Raw genomic sequence first — 20,929 nt, forward strand, 5'->3', positions numbered from 1 at the left:
CTAAAAAGAAAAATAACGATAAAAAATTGCTGTTTTTTCATAAGAATACTTAATCATTTAACCATTTTGATATAATTATCTAATTGTATCAAAGCCAAAAAACTACTTACTTAACAAATATTAATGTACTTTTAACTTCAAGACCAAAAGAAGAGCGAACTGTATTGCCATTCCCATCAGAAAAAAATTAGGAAACGCACTGATTTCATAATAACAAACTTCTCCCACACATCTTGGCCCACAAGAAATTTCATATTGTAGTGAAATTTCAATCCAGACGAAGTTCTAGATTGGAAATATTAGTTCTGTTGCAAAATTAACTAAAATGTAAAAGATCTGTGGTTGAAGAAAATAAATTTTATACAGGCAGCAATAATTTCTATAATTCATTGTATATCTAAAAAACGGAGTTTGGTTGAAGACTCCGTTTTTTTATATAAGGAATGAATGGCTTCAATTCCTTTTATTGTACTTGAGGCTTGAAGAGAGTTTTAAAATCTTGAGGATCTAGCACAACGACGTTTTACGTGTCTATGGCCTTGTTCGATACGATTTTTAGATGTCTAGCTGTATAATCCATGGTGTTTTATAAAGATTTTTCACTCTTACATGCTTCGAGATAAATCCTGTAATTTTTGAGTAACTGTTGTTTGAGGGTAATTTTTCTGTATGAAGTAATCCCTTAATTGCTTAGCAGTTGTAGAATAGGAAGAATCATATAAAACCTTTTCAATTGTCTGTATCATATTTTCAATAGAATGAGTTACAAGCCAGCTTAATTCATCGTAATATTTATAATCTCTCTCCTCTGACTTAGATTTATAAACGACTACTGGTTTATCCAATAACATAGCCTCTAATCCTACTGTTGAATTAGAGATAACTACAAGATCTGAATTAGAAGTGACATCATAAATACTTACTTCTGTTGTAATATACTTGACATTAGGGTATACCTTACTTAAATGAATATATTCGCTCACTAAATTACGACCTTTTTCCCAAGGGTGAGGCTTTATAATAACTGTAATATTTTTGTCTTTCATCAATTGTTTTGTTAGTTCAACATAAACTTGGGTTTTAAATGGTTGCGTTGCTATAAAGATTATTTTCTTAGAGGTATCTATATTTAGTTTCTTACAAAGTACTTTTTTTTCTAAATGCTTCCTTTCAAAGATATCATCATATCTTGGGTGTCCCAATATCTCGATTTGAGAATCCGCTCCACCTCTTCGAAAATACCACTCTCGTTCATACTCTCCATATACAATCTGTTTCGTAGCGAAAATTGGAAAAAACGCTTCTTCTCCCATTATGGCCCCATGCTGAAGACAATAACTTGGAATCCCCTTACTTTTAGAGATAAGAGTAAGTACTCGGTTCGTTATATCTTCTGTTGTACCAACAATCACACTCGAGATATCATGTTCTTCAAAAATAAAATATGCCATATTAATTTTTTCAATCATGATAGGAAGATCATTGAGTAGTTTTGTTTGAAAAAATTTATTAGAAAATAACGGATGTTCTTTACATGTTGAAAAAATTTTTTGAGCTTTTTCAATGAAAATATGAGAACTATCAGGAACTTTATTTGTATAATCCAGTGTGCAAATCGTAGGGAGACCATAAAGCTCGCTTTTTTTTGCTCTTGTTAATATTTTTGTATACTTAGGGTTAAAATGCGAAAAATTACCTGCTGAAAAACGAAGATAATCAGTATTAAGCAATACGACTCCATCTGATCCTCTTTTCTTTGTTGTTTGCTCAAGCAGAGGCAACCATTTTTCAAATTCTGACTGCAATTGTTTTTCTTCTATTGGTGCAACAGACAAATATTTATAAAAATCCTTACTTTTCATCTTACTTTTAACATCTTCTTCTAAATATTGATAAAAATTACTTAATAAAGGTAAAGAAATGTTATGATGTACTAATTCAGAAAACACCTTTATATACTCTAAATTTAATAACCAATAATTTTTCAAATAGACTTCACTCAAGGTCTCACCCTCTTTTTCTTCTTAAGTCTTCTCTTAATTCCTTACATGTTCTTTATGGTTTAATAATTGTATAAATTCATTTTTTTCTTCCGCGAATAACTAAAAATATATTGAATTTAAATTAATATATTTTTTATCTAAAATCTTATCTATCGGATAAAAACCCAAAAATGATTCAATCTCAAAAAAATATCATACCTCATGCAATAAAATTCGGTTTCTTATCCCAGTAAGAACCCTATTTTTTGAACGATTGGCAAAATAGAAGCCCAATACATGTCGAACAATGATCCATTATATATGGATCATTGTTTGTAATCTTTTGTGCAGGTCTTTTTACAGCTTTAATTGGCTGAGATGCTTCGTTAATTAAAACTGCGGAACATTGACAATTCTAATTTAATACGCTCCGTATCGATTTCTCTACAAACAATGGCTTGTAATAACTAGTCATAATAACTATAATTTTAGGCAGCTATTATCCCACTCCTTATCACTAAATAAAGTTCAGTTATATTATTATATAAACAAAAAGAACGAACTGTTCCGGTAATTATGATTTTCTTTTTGTATACACTAAAAGATAAAGGCGATATCTTGTTTGTCCATGAATTTTTATTATTTTCCGTAAAAATCTATTCCATAAGTAACTTCAATCACAATATGACTTGCTAACTAGAAAATCTTCTAATGTGAAAAATAAACCAGGAAACTCTAATCGCTTTCTAGACTTACTCCCCCTCACTCTTAAGCGTCACAATCCTTATTAGTGGTACATATGCAATTTCCGTTTCTGCCATAGCGCTGTGTCACCTTTCATGCTTTGACTTCTTTGAATTCAATAGCGCTTTATCAGCATTAACCTATCGAGATCAATTTTATATTTACCTCAACGTGTTTTACTATTATTGGATCAAATATTATCCCGATTAAAATAACCACGATATGTACAAGCATTAGAAAATAGGAAGCATAATATAGAGCATTGCCACCTATTGGCATGTCATATCAACAAGTAAATGCCTTTCAAACATGATTATTTCATAAAAAGGCATAAGTTCTAAAATTATTTTTCTTAATACGGTATGTAATCAACTTTATATACCACATGAAATAACACATAATTTTTGATAAAGGAAGTGAAGTACATGTTACCTTGCCAAGGTACGTGCAATCAATATGTAGATTTTGAGGTTTTAATTACAGCTCCTGAAGGATATATAATTAATGATACGAATTATACCGGTGCTGTCACCTGGAATACAAACCGATTAAAATGTGCATTTGAACCATGTACGCTGCAAGCACCGAACCCTTGCCTTCTTCAAACTGATCTACCAGATGGTTCCTATCCAGTACACAGTGTTCGCATATATGGAGTACTTACAATGCTTGTTAGTATTTCCCCTGTTCAAAATCAATATGGACAAGGAGATGCAGCTTTTTCTAAATGGCATAAATTCTCTATCAATCAGATTGTTTATTATACAATTGATTCGAATTGCTGCTTTGATTTTAGTAGCTTTAAACTTAAGAGTTTAACAGTTACGCCACAAGATAAAAATACATTTATCTTAAATGGCACCCTCTCTGTTTTACCAGTACCACCAAATCCTCCTATTTATGCTTTTACAGCAAATAGAGATGATAATACTCTTTCAGTAATTAATACAGCAACAAAGACTGTCCAGCATGTAATCAATCTTCCATATCAGCCAATTAAAGTTGCTGTTAGTCCAAACAAAACATACACTTTAGTTTTGCACTCAAATGATAATAGTGTTTCTACAATTAATAATGAAACACTTACCATTATCTCTACTTTCTCGATAAACGACCCAATTGATATTGGATTTTCTCCGGATAACCAGTTTGCGTATATACTAAATTTTTTAACTGGTTCAATGGGCATTACTGTTTTTAACCTCTTAACTCAAACCATCTCTAATACTATCTCGCTTGGAGGATATGGATTTTCAAGTATAGCAATTGATCCGAATGGACAATACGCCTACATCGTAAATTATACGACTTGGAGTATTGTAAAGGTTGATCTAAACACAGGAGAAATTGTAGCAGAACGCCCTACTTCAAACGATTATCCAAATCTCATAGAAATCAGCTTGCTTGACGGATTCGCTTATGTTACAGAAGAGTTGGTGGCGTCTGGGACTACCCTTACAGTTATTGACTTGTCCACTTTCCAAGAGATTGGGGATATTCTTACTGGAGCATATTACTACTCGTTCCTTGCTCTTTCACCTAATCAACCTGTAGCATTGCTAGGAGAAGAAACTACAGATGAAATCAATATTATTGATACAGCACAACATCAATCCACAGGCACTATTTCCATAAATGGCCCAAAAAGCGCTGCGTTTACCCCTGATGGAAAATTCATCTATATTGCACAGCCAGAACAAAACACAGTTACTATTCTTAACTCCGTTGACTATACCGTAAATACAATAGTAACAGTTGGAGCATCACCTGTAAGTGTTGCAATATAAAGTTTAATGCTTATTAACATTCAAGAAATACTGAGGATTGCACTCTCTACTTATATTAATTTCCTACTCTCCGGTATTCCATTTATACAAATAACTAGTGTCCTTCTCTCTATTTAATGACTAATCGCTTATTTTGATATGTAATAATTTATACACGGGACTCTTCTTAAATACTAAAAAACATATTATCTAATAACTCCTTAAATATTTCCTATAGTTCTTTCCATTACAATTCTCTTTAATTTTGTTTATCTATCCATTCCCTCCGTCGATCAAATCTCCCTCAAGAAATCCAATTTAAAATTCATTTTACAAGTAAACAACCGTTCCATAAGTAGATTATTTAAGGGAAAGGAGTCAGACCTATTGGATTCCCCTTTCTTCTCATCCTTTTTTGAAGCTCTTTTAAGTCTAATTCTATTGTATTCCAGCTAAATAACATTCCCACTAATAAATAACATGTTATATAACTATATAAAAACTCTAGCAAATCATTAAAGGAATCTCCTTTCTCCTATCGAATTATTGTAGAGGAAAGGAGAGGAATACATGGAAATTATAGGATTAGATCCTCGCGCATTAGCGACTCTAGGTGCACTTGAATACACCAATCGTCGCAATAAATTAATTGAAGACTCGGAGAATAACATATACGAGTGTAAAGAAATAAAAGAAATACTTCAATCACTCCCTAAAGAGAAGCAGATTGAGGTTCTTGAGAATCAAGCTCACTTTGAAGCTGTGGCAAAGATGATTGAACAAAACAATTTAATTCTTTTAGAACAGATGAAAGCTCTACAGCTAGCTCAGAAATAACAAACTTATGATTAATTAATTCTACATATGCTTCCATAAATATTGTATCTTTATTTATACCATCAGCCTCTGTTTTTACAGGGGCTTTTGTTATGCGTTGATTCATATTTTGAATTTGAATAGTTTCTTTTACATGTATGAATAGATCTTCTAATAATCCTGGTGTAGATTCTAGTTCTTGCTTTTCAATTTCCTCTGTGACAGCACTTATAAATTCCCATAGTACCTTTGCACCTAATAGTTCTGCTAATCGTTTTTCACGCACTTCAAATGTTTTCATGTTCATGCAAATACACCCCTTTAATTTATATATAACGATAAAACATTACCTTTTTATGTAAAATCAACTAAAACACTTTCTAAACTTACATTTCTAAAAAATCACTACATCATCTTAAAAATCCAACATTATTCAACACACTTCGTGTTGTTCTGAATCAAAAAAAATTGTTTGAACTGTAACACCATAAAAATTCGCTAATTTTATTTTTATATTATCTCGTGGGATTCTCTGTCCATTTTCATACATCTGCAATGTACTAATACTGATCCCGACTGCTTTTGCCACCTCTTCTCTAGATCTCCCATTTCTTAAATTAATTAGATTTTCAGCTACTCTTTCATAATTCATACATTCTCACCCCTAAAACCACACTTCGTGTTGTTAATTAAAATATAAACCGCACAAAGTGTGTTGTCAATAGATTTCAATTATCAATTTTTAAAAGTTTTAATATATTAACACATATTGTGTTAATATATTATCAGGTGATAGAATGAAAACGTTTGGAAATATAATTCGTGATTTAAGAAAACAAAAAGGAATTACGCAAAAAGAACTAGCTCAATCCCTTCAACTAAGTGAAAGTACAATTGGTATGTATGAACGTAATGAACGTCAACCTGATTACAATACCTTGATACGTATAGCAGATTACTTTAAAGTATCTACTGATTTTCTTCTAGGGAGAGATTTTGATGCTGAAGGGAAAAGAAATGATTCAGAACTAGATCAATGGTTAAATGATATAAAACTTGCTCCATCCCAAAAACGTGAAGAATTAAAACGTTTTTGGAAATTTATAATGCAGGAAGAAAAGTAATAAAATACCCCCCCCCACCTTTACAGTGTGGAGGTCTTGAGTTCGAGCCCTTTCCGGGCCATATATTACGGTAAAATGGCGTTCTACCCAAAGTTAGAGCGCTTATTTTTGTCCGATAATTTATTCATTAAATTAGCCGAAATATTTGCGTTACGCCGCCAAACTTTATGAAATGGAAGCCTCCTATTTCATACATTCAACGTACACCATAGATTTCATGATACTGGAGTTTAGTCTGCCTTTAGACATGGAAGTGTTAACTAGTGATTATCAATACACATGAGCATTTAATGCGTAATATCTACTGGAAAAGAACGCCTTACACCACTTCGCATAACTATCTTCTCCATAATATTTGATTTTTTCAAAGTATAATCGGTAAAAACTACTTTTATTTGCAGGTATTCGACTCTTTTTAGTTATAAATACGAAGGAGCATTGTAAAGTTTGCTTTCCCATCTCATTTATTTCTCTATTCCCTATAAATAAACAAAAGAGGAAAAAAGTAATAATAGATTAAAATGCAAATTGATAATAAAGTTATTTAATTTTAATATAAAAAATATAAGAGCCTTGCTACATTTTATTGTAGCAAGGCTCTTTAAAGTTTTTTAATTTCTATTCATTTAAATACATCTAAACTCAAAAATCAATAACATAGTTGTTTAATCTTATTCAACTAAAGCACCTGTTTGTTGAACAAGAGGCGCTTTAATTATAGAGCCGTTGACTTTTTAAACAAAGGTATGTAACCTCCACTGCCTATCAACTGAATGTTTTGAAAGTACCTCCAAACTTTATCGACATTTAGTTACTTATGTAGATAAAGCTCATTTTGTACATCTAGCAGTTTATTTTTTAATCCATGTCGGACTTTTGCATGAATGTACATTAAATAAGTCAAATTCATAAAAAAACCCCTCTGATTTCCATAATATATATGAAATCAGAGGGGTTTTTCAGTAGATCAAACTTCAATATTTTCAATAGGTCTTGTTTTAAAATATAAATGGCCAAATACATGAAAAAACTCCGCTTTTAATGTCATCCCTTATTTTCTATATAGAGGTGCTATTTTATCAATGCGATTTGTCCAAATTCCACCTGTATAATCATCTGGAAGGCGTTTTATATCTTCAGATGAGTCAAATCCACTTGAAAATCCAAGCCCATTTCCTCCTACAACGATAATTCGAGTATCTGCTTTATCCATTCGATTAAGAAAACGATTAGGCCATCCCCAAAGCAAAGGAGCTACTTTATCTGGTATATGTAACTCTCCATGCTTCATGCTTGAAGGTATGTAACCAGTCCACCCTAACGCCATATAAGTAAGAAGATCCTTTTTCATGGTTGCTTTTGACATCGTTCGTAAACTAGGGATGTGCTCTCTTATCGAAGCAATCGGCTTATCACCACCATATACTGTTAGTTGAGCAAGACGTTTCGCTGGTAGTTTCTTGAGGTAAGTAGCCAATTGGATTCCTTCATTTTCATCATCACTTTTAATATGAATAAGAAAAGAACGATCTGGAAAATGGTTAAGTACTTCATCAAGTGTTGGCATAAGATTAATCCCTTTTCCACGAAACGGGAATGTTTTTCCCCCGTCAGCTGTATACCCGTAACCAATATCAAGTGCTTGTAATTCTTTAGTTGTAAAATCTCTTGTAACACCTTTACCATTAGTACGGCAATCAAGAGTCCAATCATGAAAAATGACAAAATTATTATCTTTAGTTGGTTGAACATCAAACTCTACTAGGTCAGCTCCAGCTTTAAATGCCGCTTCCATAGATGGAATTGTATTTTCTAAATAAGAATGTTCAGGTTTATTTATACGTTCTGCTGTACACGTATCCCCCTCAATTCCCTCCATGCTAAATGTTTGCGAAAGTCCTCGATGAGCAAGAAGAAGAGGATTTCCCTCGTCCCTCTTCGCAAAAAAAGAACTGTTATTTACATAAACAAGTACGAAAAGAATAAAAATTATCCAAGTCGTTTTACGTTTAAGTAACTTTTTTATTTTATTCATTGTATTCTCCTCTTAAGTATTAGTTAAAATGATTTAAACAATATCCGGCATTTAAATACTTTTAAATTCTATAGCTTATCTTATTCCTTTGCAATGGAGATTATAAACAATTGCATGTTGCTATTTTTATATAAAGCAGGAGCGATACAAAGGTATTTTTTAACTATTATGTAGTATCATTTTTAAGAAATTATGTCTACTTTAAGGCTATCTTAGTGGCGATGGACATGTAGTGCTCTCAATAATAAGTTTTCTTCCACAAACAAAAAGAACCATAACCTTACCGAAACGGCAAATTTATGGTTTAAATCACAATTTTATCCGCACAATTCTTTAACTTTTTGCAACCTACTAGTAATCTTATAATATCCCCTTACACACATGTCTTTGTTTATTTTTTTGAGATAATTTGCAGCGAAATCTTTTAAGGACTCAGGAATTAATGCTTTTTAAAAATTCATTTTCTAATTCTACTATCTTTCTTTTACGAGCTTTTATTTTTCTTACGGGCACCCCGACATACACATACCAATCATCTAAACTTTCTTTTACCATACTCATCGCGCCAACTGCCGCTCCTTCTCCTATTACTACATTTGGAAAGATAATAGAATGCGCACCAACAATGGCATGCTTTTTTAAGATAACTTTTCCAGCTTTCACATTTTTATATTGATGTGGAACAGTCGGTCCCATTAATGTATTTCCGCTAAAATCATCAATTGCTGCATATACAATTGTTTTAGATGAAATATTTGCAAAATCATGCATTTCAATCCCCATTTCTCCTCCATATAACGCTGTATATGCCGCTATATGCGAATAACTTCCAATTGTAATTTTGCCACTTAAAATGCAAAAGTCATCGATTCTTACATTATTTCCAACGGATATAGCACCTGGATTATATATACTGGTTTTTTTACTTATTAATACATTTTCCCCGACAGATAGAAAGCCAATTTCACTCAACTCTTCTTGACTATAAAAACTATTCATCTGTGGACACCACCTTCTGCATTAAACACATTATAATTTGCTCCACGATTTCTTTCGTCATTCCTTCCCATAAAGGTAGACTAATTATTCGTTTTGCTATTTTATTTGTATTTGTTAAATCTGTAGACTTGTAGTTTTTAAAGAAATCTTGTTGGTGACAAGATGGTGAAAAATATGATCTAGCTTCTATCTTTTGCTTTTTCAACACTTCTATTACTTGCATATTGTTAATTTTTTCTGGACAGAGAATAGGCATAAATTGATGAATAACTGCTTCTGTCTTTTGAACTTGCCAACCCTTTTTCATTAATCCCGTACTTTGTAATAACTGTTTATACCATTCAGAGATACGATTTCGTTCTTTCATTTTTTGATTCCATGTATTTATCGTTGCAATCCCAATAGCTGCTGCATATTCAGTCATTTTACAGTTAAACCCCATCATCGTACATTCACGATTATGATCAAATCCAAAATTGCTCATTCTTTTAATTTGATTTATATCTTCTTCATTATGGCTATATATCATACCACCCTCACCAATTCCGAAAGGCTTTGTTGCATGAAAACTATATACAATCATCCCACTAAAATCCTGACCGTAATGTATCTCCCCATGCATTAATCCAAACCCTGGTGCCGCATCTACAACAACTGGAATACCTTTTCTCTCTAATTCTTCATATTCTTTTAAATCCATCCATGATCCGAATGTTGCATATGGAACAACGACTGCAACCTCTTCTTTTAATTCCTCAATCTTATCCAAAAGTACCGTTTTATCCATACACCAATCATCTATTGAAATATCAATAAAATAAGGTTCCAATCCACACCAAATAGCCGCCAATGGAGTTGCAGGGAATGTAAAACTAGGCATGAGCGCATACTTTCCTTTTTTTCTTTTTTTAAATTGAATTGCCGCCATTAACCCTATCGTTGCGTTTGCTACTGTTGTAACAGCTCCCCTGTTCTGAAAAAATTCCGACATAATCGTTTCTTCAAAATGTTGATTTATAGGTCCATAATTTGTATATATGTGGGATATATCAATTCGCTCTAATTCATCTAAGTACTCGTTTACAGGTACAAGTGATACACGTAAAAAAGGAATATTCTCCATATTCATCTATTCCTTTCTATCATTTTCGGACAATATAGAGCATATCCGTTTCAGATAATCCGAATTTCCTAGCAATTTCTATTCCTTGTTTCTCAGCTATGTTATACAATTCCACCTTAAATCCCGCATCTGTTAATCGTTGAATAAATCCCGATCGATTATAAATCCTTACATGATCTTCTTGACCAAAGGCTATTTTTCTCAATAATGGCGTTACAATAGATTTATCCTCTATAATAAAATCTACATTCATTACGATTGGCACCTGAATAATTCCCCATCCATTTGGCTTTAGTACCCTATATAATTCTCGCATTGCTTTTTCATCGTCAGGCACGTGTTCTAATACATGACTACATAAAATAACATCAAAGGTATTATTTTCGTATGCAATTCTCGTAATATCAATTTCCTCCATTAAAGAATCCTTTGGTTCTAAATCCCCACATATATAAGTAATGTTTTTAAACTGGTTAAGCCATCCTCTTACCTTCACTTCAGGTGCAATATGCAGCATAGTATAATTCCTACTTAACAAATCCGTTTCTGTTTCAATGTACGCACGATACAACCTATCACGATCCATCGAATAGCAAACTGGACAGATACCTGTATCTTTATTCCACATCTCAAATTGATATTTTAGAAAATCATAATGTGCTGGCCAAGGGGAAAATTTTTCAAATTGTTGATTGCAATATTGGCAATAACAAATATCTTTCTCGAATATACGAGTAACTAGTTTATTTAACCCGCTTTTTATCTTTTCATTATAAATTTGATTTAGTTCTCCACTTCTTACTGCATCCTTCAGTATAAATCCTGCATTCTCCAAACAATAAGATAAGCTCTCTTTATAATCTTGTTCAGCATTTAAAAAACCACTATTATGTGCATCTGTAATTAATTCAATCCATTCTTCAATTGTCATTAATATAAAGTGCATTTGTTTTTGATTTTGTCCACTATGTTGTCTAAAGTAGCTAAGAGGTTCCTGTATATAAACTACTTTCCCTTTCCTCATCATATCTAACCAAGTTGCAATGTCATTAATGGAAGAATACGCTTTTCCCTTAAAATAACCAAATTCCCCTCCAAAAAAATTGCGATTGAACAAAACCGTTGTCGGTTCTCCAACTACGTTTTTCAAGTTTTTCAACATATAATTCCCTAGTGTTTCCCCTTCAAAAATTGTAGTTTCTGTGGCAATTTTCACATTCAATGTTGAGGGTGGTAATATCTCTCCATTTTCATCAATCAGTTCACGGTACGACGTCACAAATGCAATGTTTTCTAATTCAAAAAAGTATTTCATCATTCTCTCAATCTTTTCATGATGAAATAAATCATCATCTAATAAAAAATTTATATATTCACCAGTAGCAAGCTCTATACATTGATTAAAATTTTCAGCCACCAATGGATTTTCATTTTTAACATATGTTATACATTCATGTTCTTTTAAGTATGGCTGGATCATTGTTTTTACTTCATCATTTGTACTATCGTCAGAAATTATAATTTCAATATTTTCATAGGTTTGATTCAAAGCACTTTTGAGGGCTAATTCTAAGTAATGAGGTCTATTGTAGGCAGGAATTAGTATACTGACTTTTGGGAGGTGCGAGTTGATATTCATACGCTGTTTTTTCTTTTCAATATTTATTTTCTTTAGCTTGATTTGTTGATAGTAGTCCAATGAATATAATATGGATGATGGAACAATTCTTCTTGCATAGTCTAGAAAATTTGTAATAGCTCTGTCTAACTCCTCTTCGGAGGATAAGAAACCATATTTTTCTCCAGCTATAATAATACTATGAGAAAAATCCTCTAACCCATCCATCATTTTATTAGATTCATTTAACTGCTGATTGGAATGTAATCGAAAGTAACTGAGTGTCTCCGCTATATATACTGCTTTCCCTTTACTCAGTAAGGATAACCATGAAGCTACATCTACGTTGCAAAGATACCGCCTTTTATCAAATACACCATACGGTTCTGTTAAATCACTTTTACGAAATAAAACCGTTGTCGGTTCTCCTATATAATTTTTTTGATTCATAATCACCATTTTTCCTAATTGTGACCCATCTATAATCGTATCTGTATAAAATAAACGCATCGTTGAATAAACATCTGGCAATAGGTTTCCTTCTGCGTCCATTACTTGGCGATGGGATGTTACAAGCTTAATTTCATTATCTAGGTCATTTAAAAAGTATTTCATCATTTTTTCAATTTTATTTACATGAAATAAATCATCATCCATTAAGAAGTTTATATACTGACCTTTCGCTTTATGAAATAACATACGTGAGTTCTCAAATTGTCCAAGAGTTGACTTATTTTTTATATAAATAATATTTGAATGATCATACAAGTACTTTTGTAACACTTTCTCTGTTTCGTCGTTTGTACTATCATCCCCTATTATAATTTCTATATTAGGATACGTTTGTTCTAATACACTACATAAAGCTTTTTCAAAGTAGTGTGGACGATTATACGTAGGAATTAATACACTTACTAAAGGCGTTTGATTTATTTCCTTTTCATTTGTACCATTTTCCATTCTATTCCTCCGCCTTTTTATTTATTTTCACTTTTGAAATAGACATGCTACTACAAATCTATTTATTAGACGAACTAGATCTGAAAGGTATTGCGAAAAACAAATAAATAGCTTTAAAAACAGCATCTATGTTGACATAGTGTAGAATAAACCTGGATAACTTTTTTCGTCCCATTCTATTTATTTGTAAAATGCGGCATTCTTTTTTCAATAAATGCCTTTACCCCCTCCTTCACATCCTCTGTTTGAAATACTTTTCCAAAGTAACGCGCTTCAATCTCAAGCCCTTCTTGTAAAGGTACTGCTGCCCCTTCGCGAATTGCCAACTTCATATAGGCGAGAGCCGGAAGAGAAAATTTACTTATATCCCTTGCAATCTCTTTTGCTTTATTTAACGCCTCTCCTCGAGGGGTAATGTAGTTAACCAAGCCTATTTCTTTTGCTTCTTTAGCTGTAATCGATTTCCCTGTGAACATCATCTCTTTTGCTTTTCCTTCTCCAATTAATCTAGGTAAGCGTTGGGTTCCTCCAGCACCAGGAAATAAACCTAACGTAATTTCCGGTAATCCAATTAAAGATTGTTCTTCTATTATCCTTAAGTCACAAGCAAGTGCTAATTCACATCCACCACCTAGTGCTAACCCATTAACAGCGGCTATAGTCGGTTTAGACAGATTCTCTAGTTGCTTAAGAGGTTGGTGCAATTCTAATGATTTCATCTCGGCATATTTTTCACCTTTGCCCATCCAATCTGGAAATTCTTTTATATTCCCTCCTGCTACAAAGGCCTTTTCTCCACTTCCAGTTATAATTACGACTGAAATATCATTATCAATTTCTATTTCCTCTAATACATCTACTAATTGTTGAACTACTTCTAAACTTAAAGTGTTGACTGGTGGATTTTGAATTGTAACGACTGCAATACTTCCTTTTTTATTACAAGTTACTACTCGTTCATTCTTCATAAAAAATCCCCTTTTAAACTACCTAATTTTTCACAACACCAAGCATCTTTACTTCACTCACCATCAGCCTAAATTTCCGAATATGGTTCCGCTTTTAGAAATTCATCAATTTATTGTATGAACTGTAGAAGCATAAAATGAGCAATCCTTTCTTGGCACCATTTTATAATCTCAACATATTTTTAAATTGTTCTTTTACTATATTAATTGGCTTCATGTTTCTTTGGTTTCTGTTACACAGTTTCTGAAGCTGGGATGACTCTTAGAAAAAATGAAATAAGAAGACTGATACATGAGGTACATTAGATGAGAACAATTTAAAAAAGACACTATCTTAGTAACCACTTGTATTTAAGTCTTTCTTAACTAATTTGTTGTAATTACAAATAAATCACTTCATCAAACCATCCACCAATAGTTGTTTTTGAATTAAACACAGCTGCATAACCCGTTATCTTGGAAGGTTGTTCTTCTGTAGCATCCCTGGTACTTAATTTGGTGATGTCAAATGTCCGTATTTTGGTCTTTACCATTTCCATCACCTCCCTTCAGTGAATCATCTGTAGTTTGTTTCTCACCAATTTTTGATAAGTCATTTGAAATATAAATCGCTTGTGATTCAGGTGTATTTTGCATAGGGAATTCAAGCATATCCGCAACATTATATGGCGATGTAATTCCTGTCCGAACAATGTTGTAAGCAATGTTTGTTTTCATGCTATAAGTAACAAAATCAAGGATATTTATCTTGAATTTAATACGTTTGTCGGAATTTTTTCCGAAAAAAAGAAGACTCAAATGGTCTTCAAAATTTTTCATTATCGGTCTAACTGCCTTGTTATGCAAATACATCATTGCTTGGTCTTCCTTAATCAAGGCCGTGTATGTGTCCACATTTACCCCTAAAAACTTACCTAAATCCTTTTTATATACATTTTTAGATAGGCCAGAGTCTTTTCATCATCTAGTGGGCTTTTAAGCGTTTCTATTAAGTACCCTTTTCCTAGTGGAATCATTTTAACGGACCTTGCATCATCATTTGATTACTTATATCTTGTAGTAATTCATATACATCACTAGATTCCAAGATATTATCATCGCCTGCATATCTACCACCATAACGAACAGTATTATTAAAAATATCTTCGAATAAACCGCGCTTTTCAGCTTGTTTAAATAAAAAATTTGAAAACCTATCTCTTAAACCCAATTTCTCAACGCCTTTCAATTAACGGGCGATTCCGGATCCGTTAAAATAGTTTTGTTCCTATTTTAAATTTAAGCTCTACTATGCATGTTAGACAATTAATTATGCATGGACAATTTCCCAAAAAGTATACAGCTAAATATAATATTGTGGAAAACAAGATTAAGATAAGGAGTGATTGTCTTTGTATCCTCAGGATTGTTATAAAGTCCCTTATACCTATGCCCAATGTATGGCGGATTGCACACCTGGATCTCCAGGTTTCGAATATGAATGTCGGCCTATATGTTGGCCGTATAAAACAAGACCTTGGTATCTACAATGTACAAGACCTACGGCATATACACCTTATGGCATGAACCAAACTATACCTTATAATCCACAGCCATCTTTTTCTCCCTATTCCTATCCTGGAACGATGTACGTAGATTCTCATAGTACCCCTTCAAATGATCCTTGTATGAAAGAATGTGCAAAAGGTGGAAGTAGTCCTTTAGATTGTTGCTATTACTGCGGATGGTGCTAACAGATATTCCTAGAGCCAAAAAGAGCTTTGGGCATCAGGTAGGCAATGTATCATAATAAAGCGACAATGAAGTTATTTATGTTTAAAAGTTAAAAAAAGTATAACCCCGTTCTATAATTAGGACGAGGTTATACTTAAAATAGTATAATTTTTGATGTAAGATATTCACTACCAAAAAATATAACAATAAATTCGTTTAAAAAAGACTTCTTTGGCTATTATATATATTTCTTCTTGAGCGTTTATACATTTTCATTGTAACTAACCAGCTAGTAATTGTGATTCCTGCAAAAATTAATAGCAAATTACTATACAAATGAGTAGACAGATCAGCATTTATAGGTAATAATTTTCGATTTAGCAAATGTATCGATAATAATCCACCTACAATTGCAATACCCATTCCTTCCGATAGAAAGCTTGTGAAATTAAGCAAACTCATCCCAGCACCAGCTTCCTTTTGTTCCAAACTACTTGAAACAATGGTAGAGATAACTGTTTTTGTAAAAGAAAGCCCGCCAAAAACAAAGATTACTATAATTGTTATGACCCAAGGCGTTGTTTCAATAAAAAGAGCAGCTACTAAAAAGCTTATAGAAAGAAATGCAACTCCAGTTGTTAATACAAATAGAGAACCTTTCCTATCAACAAGCACTCCACCAATATAACCGAAAACAATAACACTCATTGCTCCAGGAAAAATAATCCTACTTCCAATTGTGGCACTACTTAATTGGTAGACATCTCTCATCATATAAGGAACCATAGAAATAAATCCTGCTACGGTTCCCAATATAAGTCCTCCACAAATGATTCCAATCATAAATGATATATTTTTTCCTAGCGAAGGATTAACAAAAGGATTAGACACTTTCCTAATATGTTTAACAAATATCAAGAAACATATAATGCTAACGACTAGAAAGGAAATTCTATAAGATGTCGTAAACATTATAAAAAATACAATACCGACGGACATAAATATTATTCCTTTAACATCAATACTTCCTTTTATTACATCTTCCTGTTTCAATAATTTTGCAAGAAATGGAACAGTGATAATCGTTACAGCAGGCAAAAGCAGTATATAAGACCAATGAGCATATTCGGCAATTACTCCACCAACAGATGGTCCCACACCTTCTCCCATTGCTACAATGGACCCAATAAGCCCAAATGCTTTACCGCTATTTTCTTTTGGAATATAGCGCGCAATAACCACCATCACAAGTGCTGGAAATGCAGCTGCCCCAGCTCCCTGAATAAACCGAGCCAAAATAAGTACAGAAAAGAACGAATGTCCAACAAACCCGATAACTGATCCGAAGCAATTTACTATAATTCCAAATAGGAGTAGCTTTTTAATACCTAAATGATCCGATAACTTTCCATATACAGCTGTTCCTATAGAAAAAGTTAATATGAACGCTGCATTTATCCAGTTTATACTTGCTGGCTCCTTATTAAAATCACTAGCGATATCAGGTAATGAAACATTCAAAACCATTTCGTTTAAAACACTGAAAAAAGAAAGAACACAGAGCCATAATAAAATTTGATTATGGCGTAATATTGAATGTGAATGAGATGAATTCACACTTTACCCTCCAATAATAAGGGTAGACGTAGTTTATAGGGTCATTGATACGCTTTCCCTCTTTAAATGTACCCAATTATATTTATTGCACTTCATAAATAATTCCTCCCCAAAAATGATTTATATATTATATCACACATATATAATTTAAAATAAAACATATTCTACAATACGTTGTGCATAGATAATAAATTAATCCGACAATCCGGAAATAACATATTTGAGCATAAAGAAATAAAATTCCTTAAATAGAAGCAGGTTGAGGTTCTTGAAAGTCAAGCTTATTTTGAAGCTGTGGCAAAGATGATTGAGCAAAACAATTTAATTCTTTTAGAACAGATGAAAGCTCTACAGCTAATTCAGAAATAATAAACTTATGATTAATTAATTCTACATATGCTTCCATAAATAATGTATCTTTATTTATACCATCAGCCTCTGTTTTTACAGGGGCTTTTGTTATACGTTGATTCATATTTTGAATTTGAATGGTTTCTTTCACATGTACGAATAGATCTTCTAATAAACCTGGTGTAGACTCTAATTCTTGTTTTTCAATTTCCTCTGTAACAGCACTTATAAATTCCCATAGTACTTTTGCACCTAATAGTTCTGCTAATCGTTTTTCACGCATTTCAAATGTTTTCATATTCATATTGAACACTTCCTCTTCTGTATTTTTTACTATTAATTGGACTATCTAAATTATGATGGAACAGCTATATTGGCAATCAAATTCTCTACCTCTATTATCGTAAACTATAGTTTACAAGAGGAGCTAAAAATAGATTCCACGCTTGTTCCTAAAACTTTTGCTATTTTTATAGCTAACTTAACGTTAGGTTGTTTTTTATTATTCTCTATCTCAGAAATATAAGTGCGCGATAAACCAACTTGTGCCGCTAACTTTTCTTGTGATATTAGTTTTTCTTTCCTTAATTCAGCTATCTTATTCATTGCTCTACTCCTCTCCACTTATGTATTCATATGATTACAAAACAATTGTAAACCATAGTTTACTTAATCGTCAACAATGTTTTACATGTTTTTTCTCTATTTTAGTTTCTTTTTGTAAATTATTGTTTACAATTGTACTAGGAGGATTATATATGAAGAAAACTCTTGGTGAAATTATAAAAAATTATCGTTTAACAAATAAACTATCCTTACGCGAGTTTGCTCTAAAATGTGATGTTAGTCATACTTATATAGACAAACTTGAAAAAGGTGTAGATTCAAGAACTGGAAAACCTGTAGAACCCACACTTTTAGTAATAGAGAAGATATCAAATGCCATGAATATAAGCACAAAATCCTTATTAGAAGAAATAGGATTCATTACAAGAGATAATATTGAGGTAACTGATACAGAATTAGAACAGTGGTTTAAAGCTATTAAAAGTGCCTCTCCTCAAAAGCAGGAGGAATTAAAGAAGTTTTGGGAGTTTTTAATACATAAGGAAGACTAAATTAGCTAAAAGGCCTCCACCTTGATAGGGTGGAGGTTTATTTGATTACTTTCATACTTTATAACACCAATCTTCACCGAATTGGTCACATTACTTACAAGATCTACTCAATTTTGTTGAATGCAACCTCTGGCATTGTTCGCAGCACACGCGAGTATGTATTTAATGTGATTTTAAGGTTATTATGTCCTAATCTCTCAGAAATAATCTTAATATTCACATCCTTATCTTGTAGTAGCGTTGCATGGGTATGACGTAAATCATGAAAGCGTACCTTAGGAACGGCGCCGCTTTATGAACATCTGTTTTTTTCTATTCCGTAAAATACGGTAATACAGAGGATATTTTCTATACTTTTATAAAAAAGGAAGACTCCCTTGGAAACTTTAGCTTTCAAAATCTTCCCATTTTTCTCACCATCTCCATAAATGTACTCTGAGAATAGCGGTTCCCCTTCTCGATTATGTATCTTCGGGTCTAAATATAACATTATATAACTCATCAAAATACGTTGCTCCATCCAATTCACGGTTTTCTTAAACAAAATTCAAATTAATTCATTATCTTAAATGAATAACTTCTCCTGATATAAATTCCAAATTTAAGTACCTTTATTATATATAGGTGTAATATCACACCTTTTTAAAAATCAAACTTCACGTGCAGCATAACTTTCACCTATTCCTTTACGATAAAACATCATATTAAGGACTTATTCATACCATTATGTGTTACATTGTTAAATTTTTTAATCTATTTATGCAAATTTCCTTTTCGATTGAATTAAAACCCTCAGCTCTTCAACAGTTACCAGTGGCTTACGATGAATCATACTATGACAATTAGGGCAAAGCATTGCTAAATCTTCAATTTTAGTCGTTTCATCATTTTTCATTTCAGATATCGGTTTTCTATGATGTGCCTCTATGAAATTCCTTCCTCTATCACCATAAACTTGTTCAAAGTCCATTCCGCACGCCTCACAATAAAGCCTCCCGTGTACTTGGATAAAGCGTTCCTTAGCTTGTTTAACTAATTTATTATTACGTTCTCTATATCTGTGTAATCTAAACTTTTCTTTCCCTTCAGGAAAATCATCTTCTTCATCCACATGTGTATCAAGAGTTATTGTTATAGCTTCTTCACTCAATCGTATTAGAACATCCTTAATAGGATTAAAATCTTCCATTTCTTTTTGTAACAGAGACAGAGCATCAGAAATATTTATTCCTTCAAAGATTCCTTTATGGTCATTCTTTATCCCAATATGATGTAGAATACCCATAGCTTGATAACCTTTGCTCTCCTTCGAATCTAAACCAAGGATATTTTCATCAATCCAGCGGTGACTTTTCGCATTGAATAAGTACTCATATACAACAGAATCTCTTATTTCCTCTCCATAAGAACTATACTCTCGATTTCTTTTAACTGGTTCTAACTTTGAAGTTGAAGTAACTTGAACAGAACCTATTCCTTCATATTCTTCCAAACTTGTAGAAAAAGAAACCTTATAGTATTTCTTATCTATCTTTTTAAAAATCATATACGGTACGTTATCATCAACTTTATTACCCTTTCTAAATTCTTCATATATATTAGGATACTTCATTTGAACATACTCGGTTAGTTTACTAGTCCATAATAATTTTGTCCTAGCTTTTTCTCCCAACCCCTTTCTAATCCTAGCAAGATAGTCTTGTTTCATAAACTCTAGAGTTATTTGAAAATTGCTATTTTCCTTCATTACATCTATCTCAAAAAAAGACCTTATATCAATAGGAATACCTGTTTCATTGTTAATAAAAGAGGATTTATCCATTTTTTTCATAGCAATATTATTTGATTTTAAAACCCATGAATGTTTACTTATTTCTTTTTCTTTTAAGGCTGAATTAACCATACTATTTAGATTCATCATCATTCTCCTGTTCTTGATTATATTTAGAATCAAATAAGTCTTTAAGGTTTAAATAGAAGAGCGAGACTTGTCTC

General features: G+C 32.3%; 17 protein-coding genes and 3 pseudogenes. 3 read left to right on the top strand and 17 right to left on the bottom strand.

Translation table 11 applies throughout. From position 1 onward, the window contains the following. Positions 1-605: 605 nt before the first annotated feature. Together EBQ15_RS19425 and EBQ15_RS32085 are read right to left on the bottom strand one after the other, a co-directional pair. Entirely contained in the window at positions 606-2,003 is a 1,398-nt protein-coding gene (locus tag EBQ15_RS19425) for a CDP-glycerol glycerophosphotransferase family protein (protein ID WP_000005861.1), read from the bottom strand. A gap of 4 nt (positions 2,004-2,007) precedes the next feature. Further along, positions 2,008-2,373: pseudogene (locus EBQ15_RS32085) on the bottom strand (glycosyltransferase family 2 protein); the annotation flags it as partial. 778 nt (positions 2,374-3,151) lie between these two features. Between EBQ15_RS32085 and EBQ15_RS19435 the strand changes: the two are divergent. Next, the gene (locus EBQ15_RS19435) at positions 3,152-4,513 is read left to right on the top strand and encodes a YncE family protein (RefSeq protein ID WP_000936212.1); all 1,362 of its coding nucleotides are present in this window, start codon (positions 3,152-3,154) and stop codon (positions 4,511-4,513) included. 691 nt (positions 4,514-5,204) lie between these two features. On the opposite strand, the gene EBQ15_RS19445 is transcribed toward EBQ15_RS19435, so the two are convergent. Together EBQ15_RS19445 and EBQ15_RS19450 are read right to left on the bottom strand one after the other, a co-directional pair. After that, positions 5,205-5,615 carry a hypothetical protein gene (locus EBQ15_RS19445; protein ID WP_033693017.1) on the bottom strand — a complete coding sequence of 137 codons (411 nt, stop codon included), beginning with the start codon at positions 5,613-5,615 and terminating at the stop codon, positions 5,205-5,207. 126 nt (positions 5,616-5,741) lie between these two features. Then, a complete protein-coding gene (locus EBQ15_RS19450; protein WP_001105580.1) occupies positions 5,742-5,960 on the bottom strand; it encodes a helix-turn-helix transcriptional regulator in 219 nt (72 codons plus the stop codon). A 145-nt stretch (positions 5,961-6,105) separates the two neighbouring features. Here EBQ15_RS19450 and EBQ15_RS19455 point away from each other — a divergent pair, with 145 nt between their 5' ends. Beyond that, on the top strand, positions 6,106-6,432 hold the full coding sequence (locus EBQ15_RS19455; RefSeq protein WP_000846661.1) for a helix-turn-helix domain-containing protein: 327 nt from the start codon (positions 6,106-6,108) through the stop codon (positions 6,430-6,432). A 1,051-nt stretch (positions 6,433-7,483) separates the two neighbouring features. On the opposite strand, the gene EBQ15_RS19460 is transcribed toward EBQ15_RS19455, so the two are convergent. The 11 genes and pseudogenes from EBQ15_RS19460 to EBQ15_RS19510 form a co-directional block, all read right to left on the bottom strand. Then, positions 7,484-8,467 carry a glycerophosphodiester phosphodiesterase family protein gene (locus EBQ15_RS19460; RefSeq protein WP_001033578.1) on the bottom strand — a complete coding sequence of 328 codons (984 nt, stop codon included), beginning with the start codon at positions 8,465-8,467 and terminating at the stop codon, positions 7,484-7,486. A 432-nt stretch (positions 8,468-8,899) separates the two neighbouring features. Next, positions 8,900-9,466, bottom strand: coding sequence for an acyltransferase (locus EBQ15_RS19465; RefSeq protein ID WP_001084203.1), 567 nt, complete (start codon positions 9,464-9,466; stop codon positions 8,900-8,902). Next, entirely contained in the window at positions 9,459-10,589 is a 1,131-nt protein-coding gene (locus EBQ15_RS19470) for an aminotransferase class I/II-fold pyridoxal phosphate-dependent enzyme (RefSeq protein WP_000427970.1), read from the bottom strand. Before EBQ15_RS19470 ends, EBQ15_RS19465 begins: the two co-directional genes overlap by 8 nt. Before the next feature lie 19 nt (positions 10,590-10,608). Further along, positions 10,609-13,167 carry a glycosyltransferase gene (locus EBQ15_RS19475; RefSeq protein WP_000427375.1) on the bottom strand — a complete coding sequence of 853 codons (2,559 nt, stop codon included), beginning with the start codon at positions 13,165-13,167 and terminating at the stop codon, positions 10,609-10,611. A 176-nt stretch (positions 13,168-13,343) separates the two neighbouring features. Beyond that, positions 13,344-14,135, bottom strand: a complete 792-nt coding sequence (locus tag EBQ15_RS19480) for an enoyl-CoA hydratase (protein WP_000787392.1) — start codon at positions 14,133-14,135, stop codon at positions 13,344-13,346. 380 nt (positions 14,136-14,515) lie between these two features. Next, a complete protein-coding gene (locus EBQ15_RS19485; RefSeq protein WP_232292421.1) occupies positions 14,516-14,668 on the bottom strand; it encodes an HK97 family phage prohead protease in 153 nt (50 codons plus the stop codon). Beyond that, a pseudogene (locus EBQ15_RS19490) lies at positions 14,640-15,345 on the bottom strand (hypothetical protein). Before EBQ15_RS19490 ends, EBQ15_RS19485 begins: the two are co-directional and overlap by 29 nt. Positions 15,346-16,064: 719 nt before the next feature. After that, positions 16,065-17,465: a Tet(L)/Tet(K)/Tet(45) family tetracycline efflux MFS transporter gene (gene tet, locus EBQ15_RS19495; RefSeq protein WP_001088847.1), complete on the bottom strand. Its 1,401-nt coding sequence runs from the start codon at positions 17,463-17,465 to the stop codon at positions 16,065-16,067. Positions 17,466-17,498: 33 nt separating this feature from the next. Next, on the bottom strand, positions 17,499-17,561 hold the full coding sequence (locus EBQ15_RS32090) for a tetracycline resistance efflux system leader peptide (RefSeq protein ID WP_106081929.1): 63 nt from the start codon (positions 17,559-17,561) through the stop codon (positions 17,499-17,501). Between the two features lie 148 nt (positions 17,562-17,709). Further along, on the bottom strand, positions 17,710-18,120 hold the full coding sequence (locus EBQ15_RS19505; RefSeq protein WP_033693018.1) for a hypothetical protein: 411 nt from the start codon (positions 18,118-18,120) through the stop codon (positions 17,710-17,712). 104 nt (positions 18,121-18,224) lie between these two features. Continuing rightward, entirely contained in the window at positions 18,225-18,422 is a 198-nt protein-coding gene (locus EBQ15_RS19510; protein ID WP_001033049.1) for a helix-turn-helix transcriptional regulator, read from the bottom strand. Between the two features lie 152 nt (positions 18,423-18,574). On the opposite strand from EBQ15_RS19510, the gene EBQ15_RS19515 reads away from it, so the two are divergent. Then, positions 18,575-18,934 carry a helix-turn-helix domain-containing protein gene (locus EBQ15_RS19515; RefSeq protein WP_000751724.1) on the top strand — a complete coding sequence of 120 codons (360 nt, stop codon included), beginning with the start codon at positions 18,575-18,577 and terminating at the stop codon, positions 18,932-18,934. A gap of 103 nt (positions 18,935-19,037) precedes the next feature. Here EBQ15_RS19515 and EBQ15_RS31680 read toward each other — a convergent pair. Next, positions 19,038-19,220, bottom strand: a pseudogene (locus EBQ15_RS31680) (tyrosine-type recombinase/integrase); the annotation flags it as partial. A 471-nt stretch (positions 19,221-19,691) separates the two neighbouring features. After that, positions 19,692-20,852 (bottom strand): HNH endonuclease, encoded by a 1,161-nt coding sequence (locus EBQ15_RS19525; RefSeq protein ID WP_001052788.1) that lies wholly within the window; start codon positions 20,850-20,852, stop codon positions 19,692-19,694. Positions 20,853-20,929 lie beyond the last annotated feature (77 nt).

Origin of the sequence: Bacillus sp. 2D03 (assembly GCF_003946765.1) — a bacterium.
Lineage (GTDB): Bacteria > Bacillota > Bacilli > Bacillales > Bacillaceae_G > Bacillus_A > Bacillus_A cereus.